This is a genomic window from Sinomonas sp. R1AF57, from assembly GCF_002224485.1.
GTDB lineage: Bacteria > Actinomycetota > Actinomycetes > Actinomycetales > Micrococcaceae > Sinomonas > Sinomonas flava.
On record NZ_CP022463.1, the window covers coordinates 2,447,747 to 2,472,282 of the forward strand.

At 64.4% G+C, this 24,536-nt stretch carries 21 protein-coding genes; 5 read left to right on the forward strand and 16 right to left on the reverse strand.

Features of this window, described 5'->3' with window-relative positions:
• Window positions 1–43 precede the first annotated feature (43 nt).
• Window positions 44–1,858, reverse strand: a complete 1,815-nt coding sequence (locus CGQ25_RS11230; protein ID WP_208709731.1) for a VCBS repeat-containing protein — start codon at window positions 1,856–1,858, stop codon at window positions 44–46.
• A 124-nt stretch (window positions 1,859–1,982) separates the two neighbouring features.
• On the reverse strand, window positions 1,983–3,443 hold the full coding sequence (locus CGQ25_RS11235; protein WP_208709733.1) for an FG-GAP-like repeat-containing protein: 1,461 nt from the start codon (window positions 3,441–3,443) through the stop codon (window positions 1,983–1,985).
• A 228-nt stretch (window positions 3,444–3,671) separates the two neighbouring features.
• On the opposite strand from CGQ25_RS11235, the gene CGQ25_RS11240 reads away from it, so the two are divergent.
• Complete coding sequence (locus tag CGQ25_RS11240; RefSeq protein ID WP_255405778.1) at window positions 3,672–4,385, forward strand: class E sortase; 714 nt, start codon at window positions 3,672–3,674, stop codon at window positions 4,383–4,385.
• 2 nt (window positions 4,386–4,387) lie between these two features.
• Window positions 4,388–4,555, forward strand: coding sequence for a hypothetical protein (locus CGQ25_RS11245; RefSeq protein WP_208709737.1), 168 nt, complete (start codon window positions 4,388–4,390; stop codon window positions 4,553–4,555).
• Between the two features lie 36 nt (window positions 4,556–4,591).
• Here the strand turns inward: CGQ25_RS11245 and CGQ25_RS11250 are convergent, their stop codons facing one another.
• The 3 genes from CGQ25_RS11250 to rfbB all read right to left on the reverse strand — a co-directional run bounded on the left by CGQ25_RS11250 (window position 4,592) and on the right by rfbB (window position 8,527).
• Complete coding sequence (locus CGQ25_RS11250) at window positions 4,592–6,061, reverse strand: bifunctional dTDP-4-dehydrorhamnose 3,5-epimerase family protein/NAD(P)-dependent oxidoreductase (RefSeq protein ID WP_208709739.1); 1,470 nt, start codon at window positions 6,059–6,061, stop codon at window positions 4,592–4,594.
• A complete protein-coding gene (locus CGQ25_RS11255; RefSeq protein WP_208709741.1) occupies window positions 6,058–7,362 on the reverse strand; it encodes a glycosyltransferase in 1,305 nt (434 codons plus the stop codon). Before CGQ25_RS11255 ends, CGQ25_RS11250 begins: the two co-directional genes overlap by 4 nt.
• A 169-nt stretch (window positions 7,363–7,531) precedes the next feature.
• Entirely contained in the window at window positions 7,532–8,527 is a 996-nt protein-coding gene (rfbB, locus tag CGQ25_RS11260) for a dTDP-glucose 4,6-dehydratase (protein WP_208709743.1), read from the reverse strand.
• Window positions 8,528–8,581: 54 nt separating this feature from the next.
• On the opposite strand from rfbB, the gene rfbA reads away from it, so the two are divergent.
• The gene (rfbA, locus tag CGQ25_RS11265; RefSeq protein WP_208709745.1) at window positions 8,582–9,457 is read left to right on the forward strand and encodes a glucose-1-phosphate thymidylyltransferase RfbA; all 876 of its coding nucleotides are present in this window, start codon (window positions 8,582–8,584) and stop codon (window positions 9,455–9,457) included.
• A gap of 571 nt (window positions 9,458–10,028) precedes the next feature.
• On the opposite strand, the gene CGQ25_RS11270 is transcribed toward rfbA, so the two are convergent.
• From CGQ25_RS11270 to CGQ25_RS11300, 7 genes are all read right to left on the reverse strand, one after another.
• Window positions 10,029–11,018, reverse strand: a complete 990-nt coding sequence (locus CGQ25_RS11270; RefSeq protein WP_208709746.1) for a polysaccharide pyruvyl transferase family protein — start codon at window positions 11,016–11,018, stop codon at window positions 10,029–10,031.
• A 36-nt stretch (window positions 11,019–11,054) separates the two neighbouring features.
• On the reverse strand, window positions 11,055–12,260 hold the full coding sequence (locus CGQ25_RS11275) for a hypothetical protein (protein ID WP_208709749.1): 1,206 nt from the start codon (window positions 12,258–12,260) through the stop codon (window positions 11,055–11,057).
• Window positions 12,244–13,536 (reverse strand): O-antigen ligase family protein, encoded by a 1,293-nt coding sequence (locus CGQ25_RS11280; RefSeq protein WP_208709751.1) that lies wholly within the window; start codon window positions 13,534–13,536, stop codon window positions 12,244–12,246. Before CGQ25_RS11280 ends, CGQ25_RS11275 begins: the two co-directional genes overlap by 17 nt.
• Window positions 13,533–14,705, reverse strand: coding sequence for a hypothetical protein (locus tag CGQ25_RS11285; protein ID WP_208709753.1), 1,173 nt, complete (start codon window positions 14,703–14,705; stop codon window positions 13,533–13,535). Before CGQ25_RS11285 ends, CGQ25_RS11280 begins: the two co-directional genes overlap by 4 nt.
• A 19-nt stretch (window positions 14,706–14,724) precedes the next feature.
• Window positions 14,725–15,483 carry a glycosyltransferase gene (locus tag CGQ25_RS11290; RefSeq protein ID WP_208709754.1) on the reverse strand — a complete coding sequence of 253 codons (759 nt, stop codon included), beginning with the start codon at window positions 15,481–15,483 and terminating at the stop codon, window positions 14,725–14,727.
• Window positions 15,484–15,809: 326 nt separating this feature from the next.
• Window positions 15,810–16,574, reverse strand: a complete 765-nt coding sequence (locus tag CGQ25_RS11295; protein WP_208709756.1) for a glycosyltransferase — start codon at window positions 16,572–16,574, stop codon at window positions 15,810–15,812.
• Window positions 16,575–16,852: 278 nt separating this feature from the next.
• On the reverse strand, window positions 16,853–17,953 hold the full coding sequence (locus CGQ25_RS11300; protein WP_208709758.1) for a glycosyltransferase: 1,101 nt from the start codon (window positions 17,951–17,953) through the stop codon (window positions 16,853–16,855).
• 390 nt (window positions 17,954–18,343) lie between these two features.
• Between CGQ25_RS11300 and CGQ25_RS11305 the strand changes: the two genes are divergently transcribed.
• Complete coding sequence (locus CGQ25_RS11305; protein WP_208709759.1) at window positions 18,344–19,819, forward strand: sugar transferase; 1,476 nt, start codon at window positions 18,344–18,346, stop codon at window positions 19,817–19,819.
• A gap of 232 nt (window positions 19,820–20,051) precedes the next feature.
• Here the strand turns inward: CGQ25_RS11305 and CGQ25_RS18480 are convergent, their stop codons facing one another.
• The 3 genes from CGQ25_RS18480 to CGQ25_RS11315 all read right to left on the reverse strand — a co-directional run bounded on the left by CGQ25_RS18480 (window position 20,052) and on the right by CGQ25_RS11315 (window position 22,561).
• The gene (locus CGQ25_RS18480; RefSeq protein WP_255405261.1) at window positions 20,052–20,177 is read right to left on the reverse strand and encodes a hypothetical protein; all 126 of its coding nucleotides are present in this window, start codon (window positions 20,175–20,177) and stop codon (window positions 20,052–20,054) included.
• A gap of 131 nt (window positions 20,178–20,308) precedes the next feature.
• Window positions 20,309–21,190, reverse strand: coding sequence for a DUF6282 family protein (locus tag CGQ25_RS11310; RefSeq protein ID WP_208709761.1), 882 nt, complete (start codon window positions 21,188–21,190; stop codon window positions 20,309–20,311).
• Window positions 21,191–22,561: an MFS transporter gene (locus CGQ25_RS11315; RefSeq protein WP_208709763.1), complete on the reverse strand. Its 1,371-nt coding sequence runs from the start codon at window positions 22,559–22,561 to the stop codon at window positions 21,191–21,193. It lies immediately after the preceding gene.
• Between the two features lie 194 nt (window positions 22,562–22,755).
• Here CGQ25_RS11315 and CGQ25_RS11320 point away from each other — a divergent pair, with 194 nt between their 5' ends.
• Window positions 22,756–23,526: an IclR family transcriptional regulator gene (locus CGQ25_RS11320; protein WP_208709764.1), complete on the forward strand. Its 771-nt coding sequence runs from the start codon at window positions 22,756–22,758 to the stop codon at window positions 23,524–23,526.
• Window positions 23,527–23,560: 34 nt separating this feature from the next.
• Here CGQ25_RS11320 and CGQ25_RS11325 read toward each other — a convergent pair whose 3' ends face one another.
• Window positions 23,561–24,535: a cyclase family protein gene (locus CGQ25_RS11325; protein WP_208709766.1), complete on the reverse strand. Its 975-nt coding sequence runs from the start codon at window positions 24,533–24,535 to the stop codon at window positions 23,561–23,563.
• Window position 24,536 lies beyond the last annotated feature (1 nt).

Here is a 24,536-nt window from a genome sequence, read left to right on the forward strand (position 1 = left end):
TCGCTTCGCCCGGACCGGGCCTGGCGGCCGCAGCGCCTCCAGCTCAGAAGACGGCCGTGAACCCGCCCCAGCCCCAGCCGACCTTCGAGGCGCCCTTCCAGTAGCCCTCCGCCAGGCTGCGGCCCTTGGCCGTCGCGTTGGTGAGGTACATCGAGAGGCTCCCGCCGCCGTCGACCGCGAACACGTCCGGGTCGCCGTCGCCGGTGAAGTCGCCCACGGTGCCGATGCGCGCGAAGGTCCAGCCCGTGCCGATCGTCTGCGCGCTGACGTTCATGAACCCGCCGGCGCCGTCGCCGCGGAAGAGCCGCAGGCTGCCCTGCTGGTCGCGGGCCACGAGGTCCGTCTTGAAGTCGCCGTCCATGTCCACGGCGGTGAGCTGGTCCAGGCCGTCCCAGCCCCAGCCGACGGTGGCCGGTGCGAGCCAGCTGCCGCGCCCGTCCCCCGGGTACACGACGATGGTGTTCTGCGCGGTGCGGGCGAGGACGTCGTTGAAGCCGTCGCCGGTGAAGTCCCCGGCGCCGACGATGTCCTTCATGCCCTGCCAGCCCGCGCCGACCTGGCGGCTGCCCTTCCAGCCGCCCGCGCCGTTGCCGGAGTAGAGGAAGAGCCGCCCGGCGGCGTCGCGCGCGAGGACGTCGGGGGCGCCGTCGCCGTCGAAGTCGCCGGGGGCGAGGAGCTTGTCGAAGCCGCCCCAGCCCCAGCCGACCGCGTGGGCGGGGAGCCAGCCGCCGGCGCCGTTGCCCGGGTAGAGCATGAGCGTGCCGTCGGCGGTGCGGGCGAAGACGTCGGCCCGCCCGTCGGCGTCGAAGCCGCTCGTCTGCGCCGCGGCCCTGGCCCGGACGGCGGGCGTCGTGACGGTCTTGCTGGAGAGGCCGCCGTCGTAGGAGAGGGTGAAGTCGACGCTGAGGAGGTGGGCCACGTCGTCGGCCGTCACCGTGTACTGGGGCTGGACCGCCCCCGGGATGGGCACGCCGTCGCGCTTCCAGAGGTAGGTGTAGGTGGGGGTGCCGCCGTCGGGGATGACGGACGGAGGAACCGGCGAGCCAAACTCGGGGCGGATGCTCCCGCCGACGGCGGCGTTGCCCGCCATGACGACCCGCGGGACCAGGACCGTGCGGGCAGCGGGGCCGTAGGGGGCGCTGGTGAACTGCGCCGGCCGGTAGCTGGGCGCTGTGGCTGAGATGGTGAGGGTGATCGTCGTGCCGGCCTCGGAGAGCCCGAGTCCGTAGTCCGGGTTGGTGGCGCCGGGGATCGGCTGGCCGTCGCTGAACCACTGGTAGGAGATCTCCGCGCCGGCAGGCCACACGGTGACGGGATTCGCGATCGAGAGCCGCAGCCCGGGGACGCGCTCCTCCTTGATCACCGGCGTGTACGCGGGGAAGTCGGCCAGGGTCGGATTCGGGTTGTCGATTTGGAGGTCACCGGAGCTCAGGGGCGCGCTGCCCGCGGGCTCTTCGCCGCGGTGGACGAACCGGGCCAGGCCGCCGCCGGCCACGTAGACGTCGGTCAGCTGGTGCGTGCCGCTGAGGGAGATCGTCTTGGCGGTGATCGGGGCGACCGAGGCCGTCGTGGTGCCGGGCCCCGTCCATTCGGCGCGGACCGTTTCCCGGGTGTAGGCATCCCTGAAGTGGAAGACCACGAAGGTGACCGGCGCGGACGCCGTGAACGTCACAGCTGCCGGCTGTCCCGGGACAACGGCCTCCGCGGGCGGCTGGATGAGCGTCAGGACGGGCGCCTCGGGATCCGCGGCGTGGGCGGCGGGTGCCAGGAGCACCGCGGCGAGGATGGCAGAGAGCACGACGGCGGCGAGTCGCCGCAGGCGTGCGGGCGCGCAGGAGCGCGGGTCGGCAGTGACCAAGGAGTCCCCCAAGGACGTGAGCGGCGGGGCGGTGCGGTGCCCGGCCGGATCGGATGCGATGAAGGAACTCTATCGCCTCGCCCGGGCCGGGCCCGCCGCACGGGCCGCCACCCGCCGTCGGCCCCTAGAAGACGGCGGTGAAGCCGCCCCAGCCCCAGCCGGCCACGCTCGAGGAGGGGTTCCGCCAGTCGCCGCCGGCGTCGCCGTACCGGGCGTGCATGCTGCCGATCCCCCAGTACATGGTGAGGTCGCCGGCGGCGTTGACGGAGAAGACGTCGGCGTCGCCGTCGCCGTTGAAGTCGCCGGGGCCGCCGACGAACCGCAGGCCCCACCAGCCGTCGCCGATGTAGCTGCCCTGGCGGGCGCCGAAGCCGCCGGCGCCGCTGCCGCCGTACAGCTTCAGGTGGCCGAACCCGTAGTCGTAGGCGATGCCGAGGACGTCGGGGGCGAAGTCGCCGTCGAAGTCGCCGGGCGAGGTGAGGCCCGAGAGGCTCCCCCAGCCCGTGCCGATCACGCGGGCCCCGAGCCAGCCGCCGCGGCCGTTGCCGGGGTAGAGCCAGAGCTGGCCGGCGGTGTCGCGGGCGATGAGGTCGTTGGTGCCGTCCCCGTTGAAGTCGCCGGGCGCGACGAGGGCGTTGAAGCCGCCCCAGCCCTGGCCGATCTGCCAGGCGCCCTTCCAGCCGCCCTGGCCGTTGCCCTGGTAGAGGAAGAGGCGGCCGGCGGCGTCCCGGGCGATCACGTCGGCGGCGCCGTCGCCGTCGAAGTCGCCGGGGGCGAGGAGCGTGTCGAAGCCGCCCCAGCCGCGGCCGATGGTCTGCGGCGCGAGCCAGCCGCCGCGGCCGTCGCCCGGGTAGAGGACGAGGTCCCCGGCGGCAGTACGGGCGAACAGGTCCGCGGTGCCGTCGCCGTTGAACCCGGCGGCGCGGCGCGTCGCGGGGACGAGGATGGAGGCGGTCACGGGCGCGGAGGAGCCCACCGTGCCCATCGTGACGATGACGCCGAGCCGGCGCCCGCGGTCCGCGGCCTGCACGGTGTACCTGGCCTCGGTCGCGCCCGGGATGGGCGCGCCGTCGCGGGTCCAGGCGTACGTGTACGAGATGGGCAGTGCGGTGGGCTTCGTGGTGGGCCGGTTGTAGCCGAGGAACTCGGGCCAGAGCTCGTGGCCGGCGTCGGGCTGGCCGACCAGCACCACCGGCACCGTTTCGACGCGGGTCCCGAGCGGGCCGAACGCGGCCGAGCTGCCGGCGTGGTACCCGAAGTTCCGGCTCGTCTCCTCCGCCTGGACGCTGAGGGCCTTGCCGGTGTCGTTGAGCGGGTCGCGGGTGTAGCACCGGCCGGTGGCTGCCGTGGGCTGGCCGTCGAGGAGCCAGCGGTACTGGGACAGGCCGTCGGTGGGCCAGGAGACGGTGGCGCAGAGCTGGACCGAGGTGACGGGGTCGCCGCTGATGGTGACGATCTCGGTGCCGAATGCGGCCGCCGGCCGCGCGGGCAGGGCCACGAGCGCCGTGATGAAGGTGAGAAGCACGACGGCGGTGGCGAACCACCTGCGTGCGGGCGCGCCGAAGCGCGGAGACAGGACGTCCAAGGGGCCCCCAAGGGTGAGCAGCCGGGGATGCGAGGCCCGGCGCGGATGATGTGACCAGGGCACTCTATCCCGGGTTGGTATTCTGCTTCAGACCGGCGAACGAAGGGGGATCCGTTGCCAGCCGCGCGCACGGAGACAGACGCGAGTACTGACTCCGAGTCATCTGGAACTGCGCTCCGACGGCGCCGCCGTGCCCCGCGCCCTCGCGCCCGCGGGGGGCTCTTCGCCCTGCAGGTGGTCGGGGAGCTGGTCTGCACGGTCGGGGCGATCATCGTGCTCTTCGTGGTGTGGCAGCTGTGGTGGACGAACGTCGAGGCCGACGCCCGCCAGGGCGCCGTGGTCCGCGAGTTCGTCCAGGACGCGGCCACGCCGGACCCCGCCCCCTCCCCCACCGCCACCGCCGCGCCGAAGCCCGGCGACGGACCGGCGCCCGTGCCCCCGCAGCCGGGCAACCTGAGCGTCATCGGCGTCATGTACATCCCGCGATTCGGGGAGGCGTACGCGCGGCCGGTGCTCGAGGGCACGGGCCGGGACGTCCTGGACACGCTGGGGCTGGGCCACTACGGGTCCACGTCGATGCCGGGTGCGCCGGGGAACTTCGCCCTCGCCGGCCACCGCCAGACGCACGGCGCGGTGCTGGACAACATCGACCTGCTCGAGCCCGGCGACAAGATCTACCTGCAGACCAAGGACGCGTACTACACGTACGTGTTCCGCAGCAGCGAGATCGTGCTCCCGGACGCCCTCGACGTCCTGCTGCCCGTGCCGCACAAGCCGGGAGCGAAGCCGACGGAGAGCCTCCTGACCCTGACCACCTGCCACCCGCGCTACGGCTCCACGGAGCGGTTCATCGCCTACTCGACGCTCGACTCCTGGCGCCCGACGTCGGCAGGCCCTCCGCCCGAGATCGCCGCCACCGTGGCCGCCGCCCAGAAAGGCTGACGATGTACGCCTGGATCTTCCGGAACCTCCCCGGCCCGCTGTGGCTGCGCATCCTGACCAGCCTGCTCCTCGTGGCAGCGGCGCTGTCCCTCATGGTGCGGTTCCTGTTCCCCTGGCTCGCTGAGGTGACGCATGCGAGCGACAATACTGTGGGGATGCTGCTGTTCTGAACACGTGGGGCCAGCGCATGCTGGCCCCACGAGTTTTCAGCGACTCTGAGTGATGCGGCCCTGATCATCGGCACCAAGGTAGGTGCGGAGTCGGTCTTCCCAGCGCTGGGGTGTGAAGCCGGTGGATTCGATCCGGTGCAGGTCCAGGGTGGAGTTCAGCGGGCGTGGGGCAGTGTGGGGCCGGTCGGCGAAGTAGGCGGCTGTGGTGGTGCGCTGGATGTCGCCGGGGTGGCGTCCGGCGACGGCGAACACCTCCGCGGCGACGTCGGCCCAGCTCGCGGTCTCCCCCGAGCAGCTGAGGTTGTAGGTCCCGTACGGGGCCTGCGTGTCCAGCAGGTGCCGGATGCCGGCGGCGAGGTCCTGCGTGAAGGTGGGCCGGCCCATCTGGTCATCGACGACGGCCGGGCTCACCCCCTGGGCGGCCAGGCGCGCCATGGTGCGCACGAAGTTGTTCCCGTCCCCGATCACCCACGAGGTGCGCACGGTGTAGTGCCGCGGGACGGCGGCCACGGCGGCGTCCCCGGCGGCCTTGGACTGCCCGTACACCCCCAGCGGGGAGAACGGCTCGTCCTCGGAGTGCACGGCGATGGTGCCGTCGAAGACGTAGTCGCTGGAGACGTTGACCAGGGTGATCCGGTGCTCGGCCGCGACCCGGGCCAGCTTCGCCACCGCGCCGGCGTTGACCGCCCACGCCTCCCGGCGCCCCTCGGGCGTCTCTGCCTTGTCGACGGCCGTGTAGGCGGCGGCGTTGACGACCGCCCCGTACTGCGACCAGTCCCGCGAGGCGTACGCGCCCGGATCGGCGAGGTCGAACTCGGAGCGCGTGGCGAACTCGACAGCGGCAGGTGAGTCATCGGCGCCGTACGCGTCCCGCAGGGCCCTGCCGAGCTGGCCGTTGGCCCCCAGCACGAGGACCGTCCTGGGCCGCATCGGGGCGACCTGGGCCAGGCGGGGGTGGGCGCGGTCCTTCTCCGACAGCTCCGCGTCTGCCAGCGGGATCGGCCACGGGATGGCCACGGTCTCGTCGGCCAGGTTCAGGAACGTGTACTCGCCCTGGACCTCGGCGGACCAGTGGTCGTTGACCAGGTACGTGTAGGCCGTGCCGTCCTGGAGGGTCTGGAACGCGTTGCCCACCCCGCGCGGGACGAACACCGCCCTGGAGGGATCCAGCTCGGCCGTGACCACCGCCCCGAACGTGGGGCCCTCGCGCAGGTCCACCCACGCACCGAAGATCCGGCCCGTGGCGACCGAGACGTACTTGTCCCACGGCTCCGCGTGGATCCCCCGGGTCGTCCCGGCGGTCGCGTTGAAGGAGATGTTGTTCTGCACCGGTCCGAAGTCCGGCAGCCCCAGGCCGGTCATCTTCTGACGCTGCCAGTTCTCCTTGAACCAGCCCCGGCCGTCCCCGTGCACCGGCAGGTCCAGCAGCAGCAGCCCCGGGATCGCCGTCCCCTGCACCGTCAGGGGCTTGGAGAACTCGATACCGGACCCTTCTCTTAGACTCACCTGCGGTCGCCTCTCGCCGGCGCAACATTCTCTTCCTGAGAATCTTCATCCGACACGGCAAGATTGCTTTCGACCGTCGTGCCGAACTCGGCCTCGAACTCTTCCATTTCGCCATTTGAAGAACTGGTTGAGGTCTCGGATTCCAGGTCCTCGTGCGGGTTTGCAGTGAGGATATCGTTCGGTGCAGGGGTACCGGTCCGCGAATCCTTCTCGCCGATATGGTCCAACAGAGCCTTTTCGTAACCGTCACAGACACCGGTCCAGGAGTAGTGCTCCTCGGCGCGCGCGACGATCGCCGTGGTGTCGATGGAAGATGCCCTCGCCATCGCTTCGTCGAGGCCCTCAATGATGGCCTCAGCAGTTGGCTCAACGAAGAAGCCGGTATCACCGAGAACCTCTCGGTTGTATACGGTGTCGCGGGCGACGGTCGGCGCACCACAAGCCATGGCCTGAACAAGGGCCGGATTCGTACCTCCCACGCTGTGCCCGTGGAAGTATGCTCCCGCGTGCTGCCAGAGCGAGTGGAGTCTCCGGTCATCACTGAGGTGGCCGAGCCAGCGAACGTTGCTGTGGGCCTTTGCTAGCGCTCCCGCCTGCTCGTCGAACTCCCCCCCATACCCTGAGGAGCCGACGATGACTACAGGATGTCGGGTGGCGAGTGCTTCTGAAGCCCTGAAGAATTCCGCGACAGTATTCTCGGGGACGAAACGAGCCACCATGAGAATGTATCCACGGTGCGTCAGTCCTTCCTCGATGGGGAGCTCAGCCGGTACATCCCCGCCGTATGGGACAAACCGGGCTGTGCGCCCGAATTCTCGTCGCCAGCGTTCCGCGATTGCATGTGCGTCGGCGATGAGTTCAGTGGCGAACTTCGCCGTCAGAAGAGCGCCGAGCCGAAACGCCCTCTTGGCGACGCGACCCCATTTGGCACGCTCCCACTCAATACCATCAACATTGACGACCGTCGGAATGCCACGGAGCTTAAGCAGGGGCAGCCAGAAACCATTCGCCACATTCATCACGAGAGCGACGTCCGGGCGGTATTTCATAGCATGGAGTACTGATGTTAGCCCGAACGAAAGAGTGCTCAGCGACGTGGATTCCACACCATGCGTTATGACGGATCTAACGCGTTCGTCAGATTGGGGATCGTCCGGCCGCGTTGCCCCTGGCCGCCCGTAAACCACAACATCCCAACCGTTTTCGGCAAGGTACGGTGAAAGTCTCCGCACCGCCGTTTCAAATCCGCCGTAGTAACTTGGATACCCTCGCGTCCCGATAATCGCGACAGACTTACTCAAAGTTCCCCCTCACTCATAGCGCGCGCCCCCGCCATCTTACTGCATTGGCTCCATCACCCCGACCTTGGGCGCTGGGCACGGGTCCTCGGATAGACCACTGACGACCGAGGCGCCGCATTTCCCTGCGGATTGATTTCTAAAACGCCTTACAGGGAGCCCGTGCGTCTATTTACTGGCCCTGCTCCGCGTACCGGGCCTCGGTGGCGGCCTTCTGTGGGCGCCACCAGTGCTCGTTCTCCCGGTACCACCGGATCGTGGCGGCCAGGCCCGCCGCGAAGTCCCGGTAGGCCGGTTCCCAGCCGAGCTCGGTGCGCAGCTTGGTGGAGTCGATCGCGTAGCGCAGGTCGTGCCCGGCCCGGTCAGCGACCAGGTCGTACGCGTCCGGCGCCTGGCCCATCAGCTCCAGGATCAGCTCCACCACCGCCCTGTTGTCCCGCTCCCCGTCCGCGCCGATCAGGTACGTCTGCCCGATCCTGCCGCGCTCGAGGATGGCCAGCACCGCGGAGGAGTGGTCCTCGGCATGGATCCAGTCCCGCACGTTCCTGCCCTGCCCGTACACCCTCGGCCGGACACCGTCGATCACGTTGGTGATCTGGCGCGGGATGAACTTCTCCACATGCTGGTAGGGGCCGTAGTTGTTCGAGCAGTTGCTGATCGTGGCCGCGAGCCCGAACGAGCGCACCCACGCCCGCACCAGCAGGTCCGATCCGGCCTTGGTCGCCGAGTACGGGCTCGAGGGGTTGTACGGGGTGGACTCCGTGAACCGCTGCGGGTCGTCCAGCTCCAGGTCCCCGTACACCTCATCGGTGGAGATGTGGTGGAACCGCGTCCCGTGCCGGCGCGCGGCCTCGATCAGCGTGTACGTGCCCACGATGTTCGTCTCCAGGAACGGGCGCGGGTCCCGCAGCGAATTGTCGTTGTGGCTCTCCGCCGCGTAATGCACCACCGCATCCGCCCCCGCCACCAGCGGATCCACCAGCGCCGCGTCCGCAATGTCCCCCCGCACGAACCGGAACCGCTCCCCCTCCAGCCCCTCCAACGACGCCAGATTCCCCGCATACGTCAACTTGTCCACGACGCACACCTCATAGGCCGTGTTCTTGATCACATAATGGACAAAATTGGAGCCGATAAACCCGGCGCCCCCAGTGACGAGCAATCGCATGAGCCGAATGTATCGGTTTTGGGAACACGCGCGCGAACCGGAATGATGACCTCCATGAAGGGAATCATCCTTGCAGGGGGCACCGGGTCCAGACTCCACCCCATCACCCTGGGCGTGAGCAAGCAGCTCGTGCCCGTCTACGACAAGCCCATGGTCTACTACCCGCTCTCCACCCTGCTGCTGGCCGGCATCAGGGACATCCTGGTCATCACCACCCCCATGGACGCCCCGTTCTTCCAACGGCTCCTGGGCGACGGGTCCCACTTCGGGATCTCCATCAGCTACGTCCAGCAGCCCTCCCCCGACGGCCTGGCCCAGGCCTTCATCCTCGGCGCCGAGCACATCGGCGCCGACACCGTCGCCCTGGTCCTCGGGGACAACATCTTCTACGGCCCCGGCCTGGGCACCCAGCTGCGCCGCCACCACGACATCGACGGCGCCTCCGTCTTCGGCTACTGGGTCAAGGACCCCAGCGCCTACGGCGTCGTCGAATTCGACGACACCGGGCGCGCGGTCTCCATCGAGGAGAAGCCCGCCCAGCCCAAGAGCAACTACGCCATCCCCGGCCTGTACTTCTACGACAACGACGTCGTCGCCATCGCCAAGGACCTCAAGCCCTCCGCCCGCGGCGAGCTCGAGATCACCGACATCAACCGCACCTACCTCGACGCCGGCAGGCTCCACGTCGAAGTCCTCCCCCGCGGCACAGCATGGCTCGACACCGGCACCTTCAGCGACCTCAACGACGCCTCCAACTTCATCCGCACGGTCGAAAACCGCCAAGGACTCAAGATCGGCGCACCCGAGGAAATCGCCTGGCGCCAAGGCTTCCTCGACGACGAATCCCTCCGGAAAGCCGCCCAGCCCCTCGTCAAAAGCGGCTACGGACGCTACCTTCTCCAACTGCTCAACCGCACCTCGCCTCAGTAACGCTTCGCTCGCGGGACCGCCGCACCATTAACGGAAGCATCCGACGTGCAACCCCGACCCCCTTACGCTGCGCACAGAGAGTCCAGCACAAGGCGGGAGGCCGAATATAGAGCCGCGACCTCACGCTACCCCGGCAAATGGCCGACCTGTTCCCGGCACGGGGAAGACGCCATCTTGCCGGACTGCATCAGACGAGACTCTCATTTCAGCGGTTTGCCAGCCTACTGACCGACATGGCGCATCTTAGCCGCAGCAGTCGGCAACTTTCCAACGGCTGGCATCAAATTATGTTTCGAACCGAAATGGGACGATAAGACCCGATTGCACACGAATACGATGAACGCAAAAACCGGCCAAGATCGCGATCAATAGCACCACTAAGAAGCTGCAGTCCGCATGTCGCCACGTGCCCCTCCGGACTGCCTTGCCTCCCGTTCAAAAGAATTACGCACACCACAATGTAACGCTTCCGAGACTACATTTTCTCACACAGCTACAACGCCCACCCGCGCAGAGATCAATGGAATCATGGTGGCCAGGACGTATGGCAGCCATAAACCTGATAACGCGATCAGCCGCGCAGGCGGAGGGCAAGAGCTTCACCCGCGAGGTCATCATCAAGCTCCATCGCGGCAAATCCTAGCTTCTCTGCCTGTTGCGTCACCTTGGGGTCGTAGGAAAGCCCAATTGGTCTCACTCCGTGTAGATAAGCAATCAGCAAGAAGTGTAATCGCATGCCAAGTGCAGACGATGATGAAGCGATCACCCGCTCAACAGTCTCGACCGGAACGCCCGCGAAGACTTCAATGTCACCGTCTAATAAACGCACCAATCTATTAAGAATCACTGAATCTTGGTCTCCCCTCAATTCGGACATTGAGACGAGCGCTATGCGAGCACCCCTTCCGTGGACCCGCCTAACTGCATAAGCTACAACGTCCAAAATCCGCTCAATGCTGGCGCCATCATAGGATGGCATGGAACTCCCTTCGCTTGCCCAGCAGCGCAAGTTTATGCAAATGTCAAACCTCGGCCGGGTCGTCGTTACCGACCGCTTCCGCCAAAGAGCGGGGTCGTCAACCACTTCCACGGCTCCGCGGAAGCCTATCCCAGCAAGTCGCTGAGCAGATGCATGATCTCGAACACTTACAGCGCTCGCACCTTTGAGCGCCTTCAAGTAATTACTTCCCGTGCTAGGACGCCTAACCGGACCTACGCCAATACCGAGGAATCTATAAGGCGTTCCGACGAGAGCACTCCATTGCGCAATACGAGTAAACGGGCGATAAAAATCAGGCAACCGATCATCTAAGAGGCCTCCGCCGCCTATGATCACTTCCCTTGCACGCGCGATCTCGTACAAAAGACGCAATCGCTCTCGCAGCTTTCCCGACAAAGAAACTCGACGTACAAACTGGATATCAGCCTTCAAAGAAAGACCGCCACCAACAAGAACAACCGCTCCGCGGTCTTCAGGCGGCAATGCGTGAACAATCTCCCGGGCGATTAAATCGTCACCCAGATTCCCCCACCCAGACCCCCCGACGAGAACCACACTCACAGAAAATCCCCCCAAAGATGAAGCCGAACAAGATGCCTACGCCCTGTGGCGCGCGGAGTATACCCAGAGCAGCCGAGCGAATATCAGGAGCAAGACAAGCGCAATCTCACTCACAACAATTGAAAAAACATACAACTCCGCGCCGCGCGCGGCTAAGGCCCAGCAAGCAGCTAGCTGCACTAGAAGGCCAATCAATTGTATTCCGGAGGAAAGCCAGTAGCGACCTTTCGACAGCAAATAGGCCAGCAGAACAGAGCTCGCCATCGAGAATGGAACCTGCCAGGAGATCGCTTGTACTGCGGCAACACTGCCCATACTCGACTCTCCAAATAACAGTGGGACATAGGTTGGGGCCGCAAAGTACGAGCAGAAAGCAATCAACAGCCCGACGAGAAATGGAGCCCCCAAGATTAGGGACAGTTTAGACTTTGCGCTACCCACAAGCCGTGGAAGAACAATACCACCCAATATTTGTGAGGGAATTACGAGAAGCAGCAGTACTCGCGTCGCCACTGATGCCTGCACTAATAGCTCAGGAGTCGGTCCATACTGAGCAAAAACGATCAAGAGTGACGAGTAAGCATGTACAAGCACAGTGAACAGTGCAAGTCCCAAGTTTTTTCGTAGAAGGCCCACCATTGCGCCGAGTCTAAATCCAGCAGTGATGCTCGACAAATTGAAACGCGACGCTGCATTCACCGCGATAGTCGTCACAATTGCGCCGAAACTATAACTCAATCCGATTGCCCAAAGCGGACCCCCGAGAGCCGCCACAAGTACTCCACTGAGGCCAGTCGCGAGGTTGCCGCCGACCCGAGCCTTCGCCGCAGCCACGGCATGTAGACGTCCTTGGAGCACATACGACGTTCTCATCGCCGTCGCAACGGGTACGAGCGCCAAAGACAGCGCTAGGTCCCAAGAAGATGCTTGAGCTGTTACCGGAATCAGCACAAGTAAGGCAGCGAACGTGAGCCCAGTCTGGAGAAGAAATGTGTCCCTGATGACCGGGCTATCGTCTTGTCGCGACGCTATTACACGGACGGCATTTGTACCCAGGCCAGCGTCGCCTGCGACCGTCGCATATGCCAACAGTGATTGTACAAGCGCAAGTGTTCCGAGTGCTTCCAGGCCAGCATGACGAGCGACAACGAAAGACACACCGAAAACAATGACGCGAGAAATACCCTCAGCGCCGAGCAAAGCTGCGCCATCCCTCACGAACGCCTTACGTGATGATGACACGGCGCTCCCTGAAGGATCCATGGATCGTGCATGTCGGCAAGGGCTGCAGTGAGGCCCAACCGAGCCCCACAAAATACCATGTTTGTAAGAGCCACAAAGTACTTGTTGATATAGAGAAGAGAAGGTAGGCGGAGCCAAGCACAAGAAAGGTCCTGCCCCCGCCCTTCTTCATCAGGCCATACGACACCGCTACGACGGAAATGCCAACTATCACGATCGCGACTAGGCCACCGTCGTATGCCAGCTGGAGCGGCAGATTCCCAAGATAGCCAGGCAAGTTCTTCCCTGGTTGAGTCTCATCAAGATGGCGCTGCCCGAAAGAATTCAATCCGAGACCAGTGAGCATATAGTCGGAACCGAACAACTCAACTAAAGCTGAAGCGTTGACATCGTACCGAAGTGCCCCGGTTCCTGTTTCGAGGTTGAGCGGCTGCGAGAACTTAGCGAAGCCGACGTCCGGAGAAATCGCAAACAGAAAGCCCACCCCAGCAGCGGACAGAGCCATGACAGCGAGCACCCGCCGAGTCACTTGCGGCTTCATCAGCAGCGTCAAGACAAGCCCAACAAGATAAGAAACTAATGCTGCCCTAGTATGGCTACAAAGTATCGCAACCGGGGCGAGGATTGGCAACAACCGCTGAGCAAGCGGACTAATCGCGTTTGCCGGATTGCATATTGCAAGAAGACCGAGCAGACACATGATGTTTCCGAGCACGTTCGCCTCAAGGGACAGCCCGTATGCGGCAAATCCTCCATACGCCGGATCCGCCTGTACGCCGTATATCTCGGCCGAAGTGACCGTAGCGGCAAGATAGCAGATAACAGCAATCCCGCCGGCTACCAGCCCGACGTCCGCCACCCAGCGAATTAGCGTTCTCCACATGCTCGGCGTGACTGCGATCCATATTGCGCAGCAAATATTCAATACTAGCCAAATTAGGACATTCAGCGAACTGCCTGGATTTGGGGAAACGAATATTGATGATAAGCTCAGAAGAATGGCCCAAAAGAAGATCAGAAGCGCGGACCAAGCAAAGTATCTGCTCACCTTAAAGCGTTTCAAGGATGATCGAATCAAAAGAGACAAAACACACACGAGGCCCACAATAATTTCCAAGCGGACGTTAGTGTTACCGATCGAGAGATAAGGACGATTTATGAAGACGGCCGCAACAAGTAGGGCCCCCACAGCCTTCGGCTTCGAGGCAATCCATATCGCCAAGCAGGCCCCTACAACCGACAATACTAAATAGACTAGGAACTCCACAGCAGTCACCTAATCTCCGGTTCCGCCGACGAACGCTCACCATCTTGCAAGCTAAAGAGACCGTGTATCTGTCGGGCCCTTGAGCCGACAGACCAAAGTGTCATGTCCGGGGCTGGGTCCACGTTTTCCGCACCGAAAAGACCAAGAATATCGTTCCAATCGTCTGCACCGCGAGCTAACCGGACAAGGCTAGGAAAGCGCGCTTGCCAAGCTCTCGTAGACGGGATTTCTGCCGCTGCGACGCGCAAACCAGTAGCGAGATAATCTGCCGCTTTGAGTAAGTCGCTTGAATCCGTATATGTGGTGGCCTTGAAAGGGATCAAACCAACCGACGCGCCGAACATTACATCTAAGGCGGCATCGTATGAAATGTCACCCAAAATTTCGACATTACTATAGGAAGCAAATTGCCGAACTTCGCCGCTACCGCCAAAAACGAATTTCCAGTCCTCATGAGTGGCTAAGAGCCAATGAACGAGTTCGAAATCAACCCTTTCGTTCCACCCGCCAATATACACCGCCGTCTTAGGTCGGCGCTTTCGACCCATATTTCGAACCTTCGCAGCGTCAATACGTGCCAGATCAACACCGTTTGGCACAACAGTAACATCGCCGTCGCACATGAGATCAACAGCTAAACCGGCCGAGACACAGATGGTGAAGTCCGCCGCCCTGGCGCTTGCGCTCACCAAATCCCGGTGCTTTGCAGGTTGGCCACCGGAGCGAAGGTAGGAGTATCCCCAATGCCTGTCGATGACATCAAATCCCGTGGCCGACCACGCCTCATCCGAGATTACTTCCGGATAAGCCCACCAATACGCTAACAAATGCGGCTGCTCGAGCTTCAGCTTCTTCACAGCCCACTTGGCTCGACTCATGATCAGCTTTGAGGAAATTTTCCTCAAAATGGATGGTCCCGCCGAAGGCAGTAGCTCAAAGACCCACGGCAAGACCAAAACATGCGCCTTGGTGCCGACAGGGTGAAGCCCTGATCGAACCGGGACTCCTTTTCGCTGCGCGTCAAATATCGAGAGCAGCTTTCTGACCCCTTGCACCCTGCGCGTGATATACAGGGTGGGCCGGCTCTTTGAGAACTCAGCGAACATCTGAAGGGAAGTTTGATTAGCTGACGGTTGATAAGGCGGGCCGCCTAATACTACTAGAGCACGCTCGTCCATAGATGTCTCCAATTCCGCTCTATTCAATCCTAGGAAGCCCAGCCGCCTCGAGCATCTCCCTAGTGTTCTGCTTGCGGCGTTCTCTTGAAAAATGGGGTAGGACATGCTGTTCCGTGGCTGGAACTCCACGACCGCAGGACAGCTCTTCTAGCGCACAAGAAATCGAAACCAAACGCGCTTCGGCGTCTTGAGGACGCTCACAATCAAGGCCTCCCACAATCCTCAGCACCTCAGCAGCTCCGCCCCAACGCCAACCGACGCTTCTCAAACCGTGGAACCAGCCTTCAAGAGGAACAAGGCCGAAGGATTCCGGCTTTTGCGGAAAGCTCGCCACCGCATCAACCTCTTGGGCGATCTCACCAAACGGCCGCTCGCCTCGGTATCTTATTCTGGAATCGTCCTTGATCTCTTCGAGGAGCTCGTCCAATTCCTTCCTTTGACTCACGTATGGCGAGCCATAAAGGCTCAAGCGCCATTGTTGCTTGTGGGCCAAGTAGGTACGGAAGGCTCGGGCGACTTCTGAGTGGCCTTTTGTACCGTTCACACGGCCGACGACGGCGATATTTAGACTCTCGGCGCACAATGGTCGAGGAGAAACAGGTTGACCCTCGATCACGGGATATGCGACGAAGATCCGTTCCGCGCCGACTCCAGCTCCCACGAGCCATGCTTTGACGGCGTAGCTCGCTGCCTGGACCGGGAAAGAAAACGGCGCAACGAAAAAGCGCACTAAATAGTTACCAAGATTGTTGTCAAGCAGTTCATGAACCGAAAGCACGATCTTGCGTTGTGCTGCGAGCAGCTGTGGGACGTGTATTACGAGGGCTAGCGTCCAGAGTATTACGAGATCTGATCCGAAAGTCGCTTTGGGCGTTGGGGTGAGAGAACAAAGATCGCTCAGCTTGCTCCGCCTCAGGACCGCCATTCTGGGTCTAATGTCAAGACGCGGGTGCAAATTGGCCGCAAGAAAAAGCCGCCGAAGAGGACCGTCGGAGGGCAAGATTACGCCTACATCGCACCCAAGCGACTCAAGCGCTGCGACCTGGTCCACAAGCACCCTACTTGCTCCGTAGGCGTCGTTGCTGCCGTGGAGAATCACTACTTTCAACGCAGTGTACTTTCGACGAGCCGATTCCACTCTTCTACAAATGTCGTCTGGGATCGGGCAGTGGCAGCCGACTGCACGGAGACGCTTTGCGCGGTCCACGTCAACGGGCTGAGAACTGCTTTGAGCCGGCGGGCAAGGAGATCCGCGTCGTCTTCACCTTCGCGGCGGCCGCCGTCACCGATTGGAACTACCTCTGGCAGGGCGCCTCTATCTGCATGTACGACGGGAGTTCCATGTCTTGCGGCCTCAATGGCTGGGAGACAATAGCCTTCGTCCAGAGAAGGGACCATTAGGCAATACGAGTCACGGTATAGAGATTCGAGCTCATCTTGTTCCAGGTTCTCATGCACCTTGATCCAGTGCGATTCCGGGTCAGCGGCATTCACAGTCTCCTGAAAGTCGCGCATGCCGTTACCGGCTCTCACCACGAAATGAAGATCGATCTTGATTCCCGATTCCCGCACCTGTGAAAGCACCTCGACTGCCAATGGCAGTCGCTTGTGGCGATCCGCAGAGGCCACAACCAAGACTTGGGCCTGCCGCTCTTTTAGCGGATGAGCGGTGACTTCGCCCGGGCACGGCCAAGGTATGACCTGTACATCGGCGAACGGCCAGTACTTCTTGATTCGCGACTTGCTGTGGTTGGACGGGGTGACGATTCGATGGGCTTGACGCACGGCGTGTCCAAATTGTAGGCGCGCATACGCAGCGTAGCCGAGGTCGAAGTCGCGCCAGTGGTCAAGCACCATTGTGTCGTGCATCAAGACAATGGACTGAACGCCGGCTACGCGACCGCCGGTGTTCGCTAGGTGCACGACTGCAGCGGCTCCCGCGTCTCGTGCTTTCTTAGCTGCTCTTCGCCTATCCCAAAGAACTAGATCGGAGAGCCGCGAAAGGCGAGTTCGAGCGATGCGATCTGGAGTCAGCGTCACAACGTCAAATTGGCCCTCGAGCGCAGCTCGGATCAGATGTGCTCCCCGACTTGAACCGCTTATGCCTCTTGTGGACACGAAGTCGTTGAGCGCTACAATCCCCTTCATCACGATTCATCAGCCGTTTCATAAGCCCGAGATAGGCCTGCTCTGAAGGCTTCCCACGTCAGCGCCCTCGCTCTTTCACGTCCACGATCACGAATTTCGCGAAGCGCGCCCCCGTCATGCACGATAGAAACGATCTTGGAAGTGACTTCGGCTGCTGATGCGGCAGGCAGAGGCTCGTCAAATACCTGAGTCTCCCAAGGTGCAGGATCTTCGAGTAGGAATCCGCCATCACCGACCATCTCAGTTATAGACGAATTTGCAAATGCAAACACTGGACAACCTGTGGCCATTGCCTCTAGCGGTGGAAGCCCTTGGCCCTCGTAGGCTGAAGGGTAGAAAAATGCGACAGCCCCTGCATATAGGGCGGCTAACTGCGCGTCATTTTTTGGGCCGATAACTTCACAATAGGGGAACTGTTCAGCCGAGAGGCCTCTTCCCGTCACCACGGTAGATATGCCCGCGGAACGCAGCCACTTCGCAAGATCGTCGATCCACTTATAGCGCTTGCGAGGATCTGGGGTTCTCATGTCCGCCAAGCCCACCACATACGGCCGTGAACGCGGTTCTGGATGTTCTACTCTTTGGCTGACGTCTTCCCTGAAGAAGACCGAACTCACGGGGAGCGAGCCGATTGCGATCCGGTCACTGGGAATGCCCATACGCTCTTCGATTCGCTGCGCGGTGTACTGAGAATTCGCAAAAATGGCGTCCGCCCGCTTTGCGTTGTTATAGGCCAGGCGCGTGCGTATCCCCATCCGTTGATATGCTTTTAGATCTAACGGGATAGTGTCTTGTATGGAAGAAACCCACGGCAACTGCTTTCGCAAGGGCAGATGAAAAGGAGTGGTGGAGTGATAAACTATTTTCCCGCTTTCACTCAGTTCTCTAAGTCGCGCGCCGAGTCGGCGGTAACCTGGCGCGTCGCCCCGGGCAAGTTCTACAACATTCCAGTCGGGTAGCCCTGCAGCGGCTTCTCGCAGTTGCCGGGCGTAACGCCCTAGGCCGCGGTCGGCGCCTGGGAGACCCAGCCCCCACTGATCGAGGACGACAGTTCTCCTCATGCCCTTTTGGATATCGGTCGTTCCGCTCACTTCATTCATTGCGTTCCTTCGTCTTCTTGAACATGCATGCTTGGCAACTAGTTGTTCAAGAACGTTGGAACTGCAAGCCCTCGCCAGAGTCGAAACTTCTGATGCATGAGAAATGATCCCCCCAAATTATGCGTACAGACAAGCGTCCTAATGCTACCCTTCTGGGTATCGTTGCCGAAATCCGATGGCGACGGTAGCACGCGGCTCCCGAAGACACTGCCAGCAACGATGCTGTGGCTCAGCCTAGCCGCCGACGCTTTGACCGATCGCGCGTGAACACCGGTAGAGTTGGTTACAAGTGGGGGAAGGGGCCTGCTGTGATCAACACCACTCTTGAGGATGAGTGCATCTTTGCTATCGGCCGCCGACCGGAGCCGGAAGTGGAGGAGTGGCAGGTAGATGCTCAGCGCGATTGCTGCTCGGCTTAGCGGGACCGCTCGGCACCCAAAGGCCACCTCCCCGGGGACCACGGCGCTGGCGCTTATCGACTTGGTTTGCGTGGCCTGGTCCGCTGCAGGGGCGCAAGTGCTTCGGTTCGGGCCAACGGACCCCTCCAACGTCGCGCTGGCAGGAGAATGGGTCGCGCCCTACTGGCTCGTGACGATCGTCCTGGCTGCGCTCTGGTGGGTGGTCCTCGGTGCCTGGGGCACAAGGGAGACGAGCATTCTGGGCTACGGGCCTGAGGAGTACAAGCGCGTCGTCACCGCGTCCCTGTGGCTCTTCGGCGCTATCGCGATCGTCTCCTACGTCTTCCAGCTCGACACTGCTCGCGGTTACGTGGCTGTGGCATTGCCGCTGGGCATCGTGACTTTGCTCGGAGCTCGGTGGGTGATGCGTGCCGTCCTGGTGTCGGCTCGCAGCAACGGCAAACACCTACGGCGGGTTCTCGTCGTGGGCTCCCCCGCGGCTGCCGCCCACACCGGGCGTCAGCTTAGCGAGCACCTCGAGGCCGGCTATCTTCCGATCGCCGCATATCTGCCGGGTTACCCGGGTGCCGAGCTGCGCACGCCGGTGCGCGAGCTCCCCGTCCTGGGCTACGCCGAGGACCTCGACAGCATCGTGAGCATCGTCGAGCGGACGGGAGTCGACGCGGTCGCCATCTCGGGCGCGGCCCTTCCCCCGCAGGTCCTCCGGCAGCTCGGCTGGCAGCTTGCCGCCCGGGATGTGGGAATGATCGTGGCCCCCGCGCTCACCGACATCGCCGGACCCCGGATCCGCACGCAGCCGGTCGCGGGTCTGCCGCTGATCCACGTGACCACTCCGAAGCTCACGGGCGGCAAACGGGTGCTCAAGCGGAGCGTGGACATCGTCGCGAGCCTCGGCATCCTGGCGGTGCTGAGCATCCCCATGCTCCTCGTGGCCCTCGCGGTCTTCGTCGATGACCCCGGGCCCGTCATCTTCCGGCAGACCCGTATCGGGCGGGCCGGCAAGTCCTTCCAGATGCTGAAGTTCCGTTCGATGGTCGTGGACGCCGAGGCACGCCTCAAGGAGCTCCAGCTCAACAACGAGGGCGCGGGACTGCTCTTCAAGATGAAGCACGATCCCCGCATCACGCGGCTCGGCCGCGTGCTGCGCCGGTACTCCATCGATGAGCTCCCCCAGCTGGTCAACGTGCTCCGCGGCGAGATGAGCCTCGTCGGGCCCCGTCCGCCGCTGCCCTCCGAGGTGGCCGGCTACGACGACTTCGCTCACCGCCGTCTCCTGGTCAAGCCCGGCATTACCGGCCTCTGGCAGGTCTCCGGGCGCAGCGACCTCTCCTGGGAGGACTCGATCCGTCTCGACCTCTACTACGTGGAGAACTGGTCGCTCACCCAGGACTTCATGATCGTGCTGCGGACCCTCCGGGCTGTCGTCGGGAAGAGCGGCGCATACTGAGCCGGCGCTTCCGTCCCCGCTCAGCCGCCCCCATGGCCCGGGACGTCGCGCGCCGCGGTGCGCACGCGGAAGGGGCCGGTGAGCGCCGCGTCCGCCAAGGCCCGCCTTCGAGCAGCGGGCGCCGCACCTCGTCGTCGTGCGTGCCCTCGAGGAACAGGACGTAGCGTGCCGCGCTGCTATGGACGCAGCGCGCGTGCGGAAGTAGGTGGGGAGAGGGGCCCCTGCCGGACTGCTACCGGTTGAGGTTCAGGAGGATGAACGCGGCCACGGCCAGTGCGGCGGCCACGACCAGAACGCCGGAAACGGCATTGATCCTGTGCTCGTTGCGCAGCGCCCATTCACGGCGCCGGTAGCTCATCTTCCGACTCATTCTTGGCCCCCATCGTCTTGAGCGGCACGGCAATGGCAACCGTGGCAGCTGCTGCTGCAGGACCAGACTTACAGGGCTTTCGCACGAATTCAAAACGGGCGCAAGTCAATGACGAAATGCTAAAACTGAAGGGCCTCCCGCGGGTTGGTCACAAGGAGCTCGTGGATCTGCTGAGGGGCGAATCCGGCGTCGTGCAGACAGGCCGCCCACCGCTTCATTCCGTCGGCGATGGGTCCGTTGTGCGGCTGGCCGAGGTCTCCGGTGAGGAGAGTGGAACCCGGTCCGCAGGCTCGGATGCCCCGCAGTGCGTTCTCGAGGGGGAGCTTGCCTTCGAGGACGGATGCCATGGTCCTCTCGATCCAGGCACCGCGCCGGGCCATCTCGATCTGGGCCTCGAGGGTGATCCGCTGCCGCGGGAGATCGGGGTGGGTGACCATGATGCGATCGATGCCGTGGTCCTTTGCCGCGTCGATGACGGCGAACACCTCGTCGCAGTCGAGATGGCCAGTGGCCAGGAGCAGCCCGTGTTCTCGCACGACGTCGAGGACGTCGTGGAGTTCGGGCACGACGCCGCTGTCCCCGAGCACCGTGATCGGCGGTCCGTACCCGGGCGTGCGGGCCAGCTCTGCCTGGGTGTCTGCCCAGACGGGCGCCGGCCCGGGAGTCGTAGCCTGCTCGCGCTGCCTTCGGCTGTCCACTGTCGGAAGCCAGACCACGCGGGCGCCGAGACGGGCTGCAACCTCGACCGCGCCGGCATTCAGGCCGCCGACGGGCCGGTTGAGGGCGATGGCCCCGATAGCCCGCGCCTGCGCACCGGTATTGGCGGCACGGCAGAGGCTGGCTGTCGAGGCGACGTGGGACTTGGCCACGAACCCGCCGTAGCCCGCCGCGGCGAAGTCGATGATGGCCTCGGCAACCGTCTGGGAACGCTGGACGATGTCCGGCGCGGGGTGGGTGTGGAGGTCGATGGCCCCCTTCAGCGCCTCCTCGAGCTCGCCCATTCAGCCCCGTTCCGGTTCCGCGGCGGTCTCGGCGGGGACGTCATCGATCTTGGAGGGCCCGACGAACCGGAGCGCGGCGAGGCCGACGAGGGCCGACGCCGCCATGTACGCAGCGGGCGCAAGGGTCCAGTGGGTCGCTGTCATGAGGAGCTGGGCGACGAAGGGCCCGAAACCACCGCCGAGGATCGTGCCGAGCGCGAATCCGAAGGCCACGCCGGTCATGCGGGCCTTGGCGCCGAAGAGCTCGGTGAAGAGCGGGTAGCCGACGGCCTGGGCGAAGACCCAGGGGATGAAGGAGACCGCCATCGCGAGCGCGAGCGGGACCCCGCTGTCCGGCGCCATCCACTGGAAGGCCGGGAGCGCGAGGACGATGTACCCGACCATGGCCGCGCCGTAGATCCGTCGGCGGCCGAAGCGGTCCGAGACCCAGGCGGCACAGGGCATGAGGAGGGCGAAGACGACGGTGATGATCGAGTTCGTTCCGAGGGCCTCTTCGGCAGGGCGGTGCAGCTGCGCCGTCAGGTAGGTGTTCAGGTAGACATGCCCGACATACGCAGTGCAGGTCATGGAGAAGGCGAGAAGGACCAGCTTCACGACGGCGCGCCACTCCCCCACGAGTGCCGCGCGGATCGGGCTGCCAGCGGCGACCCCTGTGCGGACGTTCTTGGCGAACTGCGCGGACTCGGGCAGGCGGCTGCGGAGGAAGAGGACGGCGAAGGACAGCGGGAGGGAGAGCAGGAACGGCACCCGCCACCCCCACTCGGACATCGCCGCGCTGCCGATCACGGCGCTGACGACGGCGGCGAGGCCTCCTGCCGTTGCCGTGCCGATCGCGATGCCGGCAGGGTTGAAGGCGCCGAAGAACCCTCGGAGTCGGGCTGGCGCGCTCTCGGCGATGTAGGTCGAGGCCCCGCTGGCCTCTCCCCCGGCGCAGAAGCCCTGGAGCAGCCGCAGGACCAGCAGCAGGAGGGGTGCTGCGACGCCGAGGGCCGCGTAGGTCGGCAGGATGCCGACGGCGGAGCTGGCCAGCCCCATCAGGACCACGCTGGTGAGCAGCGAGGTTCGGCGGCCGTGGCGGTCGCCGAGCCAGCCGAAGAAGAGGGCACCCACCGGGCGCATGAGGAAGCCGCTGCCGAACACGGCGAGGGTGTCCAGAAGGGCTGTGCCCGGATCGCTGCGGGAGAGGAACGCGGCGGAGAGGTAGATGGCGAGGTTCGCGTAGAGGGAGAAGTCGTAGTATTCGATGACGGAGCCCGCCCCGCCTGCGATCGCGGTCTTCCACACCGCCCGCTTCTGCGCCGGTCCGCGGCCTGTGGTGCTGATGCGTGCTCCCTCCGTGGAGAGGTCGGGCGTCTCAGTGAGTCTCTTCATCGAAATTCTCTTCCTTGGAGGAGCGTACGCCCCGCACTCAGCTATCACTGTATGATAGTGACTATCAGGACAATCCAGTGTGATGTGTCGCATACTGCGCTGTCAACCCGGGGTTGGCGAGCGGCCGGCTGAAGGACCGGTTCAGGCCGCGGCGGGGCGATGGCATAGATTTCTCCATGACCCTAGGAGGGACGATGGCGGACGAGAGCGGCTCCAATCAGGAGCGGTCGACGATGCGCTCCGTGGAGCGGGCGTTCGATGTGGTGGATCTGCTCTCCGACAGCGGGCGTCCGCTCAGGCTGGCTGAGGTCGCCCGCGGCACCGGGCTGCACATTGCGACGGCGCAGCGCATCCTGAAGGTGCTCGAGCGCAGGAACTACGTCGCCCAGGACTCCGCCGGGTACAGCGTCGGCGCAGCGGCACTTGCCGCGGCACATTCGTTCCTGGTGGGGAACCACCTGGTGCTCACGGCCACGCCGGTCCTGCAGGAGCTCGCCGCGGCGCTCGGCCTGACGGCGTCGCTGTCCGTGCGGCTGGGCTCCGCCCGCGTCCTCGTCGCCAGAGTGGAGGGCAGCAGCCCGCTGCGCTACCAGCTCCCAGTCGGCGGCCGGCTCCCCCTGCACCTGGGCGCCGGGAAGGTGTTCCTCGCCTACATGGACAAGCCCGGCAGGGACGAGGTCCTGGGCGACATGGAGAAGTTGGAGACCGCCGGGGGGACCGCCATCCCCCGGGACGAGTACCTGTCCTTGCTCGACGAGATCGCCGCCCAGGGGTACGCCGTCTCCCGCAACGAGCGCGTGGTGGGGGCGGTCTCGGTGAGCGCGCCCGTGCGGTCGCGGGAGGGCCACCTCCTCGGGGCCGTCCAGGTCGCCGGCCGGGAAGAGGACCTGTCTGATGACCGGCTCCCCGAAGTGACCCGAGAGGTGGTCAACGCCGGGGCGAGCATCGCCGCCCGGATGCGCTGACAGCCGGCCGCCGCCGACGCGGCGGCCGGCCCCGCTACACGATCGCCGTGGCGTTCGCCGGCGAGCCCACGGCGCCGGGCAGGTTCAGCGGCTTCACCGTCAGGAAGGCCTCGTAACGCCCCGTGCGGGCACAGTGGGCGGCGAGTTCGGCCAGGTGCCACAGCTCCCCGAGCGGGCAGCCCAGCTTGGCGATGAGCTCCTGGTGCATCATCCCGCCGTCCTCCCCTGTCTCCCGGAACGGGCTGTCCAGGCTGGCGGGCAGGGCCTCCACGGCGAAGGTGTCGGTGCCGAACAGGGCGATGCGGCTGTCCCACAGCCACGCCAGGAACTCGGTCGACTGGGCGACGCCGGTCGTGTTGCGCTTGGCCTTCGCACCAGCCCGGCGGGCGGGGTCCAGCCCGAGGAACCACTCGGCCCAGCCCGTGTGCAGCAGGAGGATGTCGCCGGGCTCGAGGGAGGACCCCTGGGCCCCCAGCGTCGCGGTGATGTCGGCCAGGCTGAGAGGCTCGCCGGCCTGGTGGTCGATCGGCGAGCCTGCGTCCTCGCGGTAGCGTTCGACGTCGGCCATCACCGCCCGGCCGGCGATCGGCTTCTCGGCCCAGGCCTGGACCCCGAGGTGCGGGGTGCCCGCCGCGACGCTGCTGTCCGGCACGCCGTTGTAGAACCCGTGTCCGTGGGCCCTGCGGTGGCGCAGGCCGTCGATGTGGCTGCTGGCCTGAGGCCAGTAGCCGTCCCAGACGTCGTCGAAGCTGTCCGGATGCGCCGAGGTCACTGTCTGGGCGGGCGGCCGGCGGCTGCGCGACATGGAGGGCTCGAAGGCATCCGCGGCGTAGTCCAGGCTGAACACGATGCCGTCACGGATCGTGGCCCTGCCCCTGAGGACCTGCTCGGGGCCCGCGAAGTTCGCCATGCCCCGCTCGGCGTCGTCGGGGAAGAGCCCCCAGCTGGAGCCGGGCGGGGCGTCGGTGCGCAGGAGCAGCCGATCGTAGGTGGGAATGGTCTCGCTCATG